This window comes from Fulvivirga lutimaris, assembly GCF_009711525.1.
GTDB lineage: Bacteria > Bacteroidota > Bacteroidia > Cytophagales > Cyclobacteriaceae > Fulvivirga > Fulvivirga lutimaris.
This window is the reverse complement of record NZ_SMLV01000431.1, coordinates 62,577-64,597: the sequence shown is the minus strand read 5'-3', so window position 1 is coordinate 64,597 and position 2,021 is coordinate 62,577. Positions and strand designations below refer to the sequence as shown.

General features: G+C 36.8%; 2 protein-coding genes. One reads left to right on the top strand and one right to left on the bottom strand.

The window, feature by feature from the left end:
- Positions 1-1,028 precede the first annotated feature (1,028 nt).
- Positions 1,029-1,547 carry a transcription elongation factor GreB gene (greB, locus tag E1140_RS19400; RefSeq protein ID WP_155188098.1) on the top strand — a complete coding sequence of 173 codons (519 nt, stop codon included), beginning with the start codon at positions 1,029-1,031 and terminating at the stop codon, positions 1,545-1,547.
- Positions 1,548-1,683: 136 nt separating this feature from the next.
- On the opposite strand, the gene E1140_RS19395 is transcribed toward greB, so the two are convergent.
- On the bottom strand, positions 1,684-2,021 hold a 338-nt coding region (locus tag E1140_RS19395; RefSeq protein WP_221412730.1), incomplete at its 5' end, for a S41 family peptidase.

The window sequence follows — 2,021 nt, the reverse complement described above, 5'->3', positions numbered from 1 at the left end:
AGGGAAGTGAAAATAAGTTTTTTTGTTAGATACCTTAATAGACGTATTTATCGGCCCTTCGTATTATGGTATCCCATATATCTTTTGAAAAATAGGCCTATTCTACTTTTCTTATCTAAGTTGTTAAGCATTGGAATACTTGTGGCATGCTTCTCAACCTATACTACATTACGCTATGATTGGCGGTTTTTAGGAGTTTCAATAGTAACCGCAATGAGTATAAATATTGTAATTGTTCATTCTTTATTTGATTTTTACACCTGTCAATTACCTATACTTAAAAATCTTCCTATATCATCAGTTAAAAGAGTAGCATACTTTTTTGTTACATCATGTTTTCTCCTCATGCCAGAAATCATTGTTGTCATAAGGCGATTACCTGTTGAGGCACCTACCTTTTATGCTTGGCAAGTGATGCTTTATGCCATAGGAAATTTCCTATTTTACTTGCACTGGATAATACTCAAAAATGCTGATATAGATCGATTGGGTAAATTCAGCTTCTTTTGCACACTCATTCAAATATATTTGGTGCTATTTGGTCTGCCTCTGTTTGGGCTCGTTATTACTATGATTCCCATAATAGTGTTAGCGCAGAAAAGGTATCTTGTGATGCACGATTATTGATTGCTAAATGAGGTACGTTTCTTATCAAGAGAAAAATTCAACCGTACACATTCGTCATTTTCCCTAGGCATCTTCCCTTTCATAAAATTCCAAAAGAGTGCTCAGTTTACGTTAAGAAAGGAATAATGGAGTAATAAAAGAAGAAAGGCCTTTTGCTAAACTATTAATGCTGCTCTAAGCTTAAAGTTAAGTAATCCGCCTTCATTTTATTACTGGCGGACAGGCTATAACGCAAGAACATTATATAACAAAACTAGGTATTTGCTTCCAGACGCACACCGGATATCAATCACTTATACTACTAAACTGGCGGCTATGGCCTGTCGGCAGACAGGTTATATTAGAAACATAGTTCATCAATTATTATCTTGCGAAAGTATTCAAAATAAGATCATCTACCTATGAGGCGAAAAATCCCAGAATCAACGCTACCAAAAATCAAGCGCGAGCAAATGATTACTCCCGAAGGCATGCAAAAATTACGGGATGAACATGAGCACCTTGTGCGCGTTGAACGTCCAGAAGTTACCGCTAAGGTTTCATGGGCAGCAAGTTTGGGAGATCGCTCAGAAAATGCCGATTACCATTACAATAAAAAACGACTTCGAGAAATTGATAATCGCATTCGTTATTTGTGTAAGTGTGTTGACGACTTAAAAGTAGTTAATTACCACCCAAGCCAAGAAGGAAAAGTTATGTTTGGTGCTTGGGTGGAAATTAAAAACGAAGCTAAAAATCTGCAAAATAGATTTCGAATTGTTGGCTATGAAGAGCTGATTGGCAATAAAGACTATATATCAATGGATTCTCCAATGGCTCAAGCACTACTCAACAAAAAAGTTGGAGATGAGGTGACAGTTAAAACAAAATTGGGTGATTTTGTATGGCGTATTCTTAAAATAGAATATTACCCAAGTTAATGATAATACACAACCCTACTGAATGCTTCCATATATACGCACCAGCAGAGCATGGCAAATAAGTATCCCAGCAACCGACACTCTTTTTTCTCTCTCCCTTCAAAAAAACTTTACTCTCCCCTGCGCAGATGCGCATTCAATATTTAAGGATATAGTTTAATCCGTATTCCATTAGCGGGTCTTCCCCATTTCTAATTTGCTCAGCGGTTTGGTGGATTTCTTTATCTAGTTTTATCCCAATTCTTTGAGTTTGCGTACCATCAGGGTAGAAAATACCAATTCCAGTAAACATTGTGGGGAAGCCACCAGGAAGTTCAAATTTATTGGCATTACCATCTGCCCCTGTTGTTTGAGATCCTACCACCAACGAATTTTTAACTGTAGAAAAAGCCATTGCCGTAAACTCTGCCTGACTTTGAGTAAGTTCATTAACTAAAATAACAATAGGATTTTCATAGACTTTGCCGTTTTCGA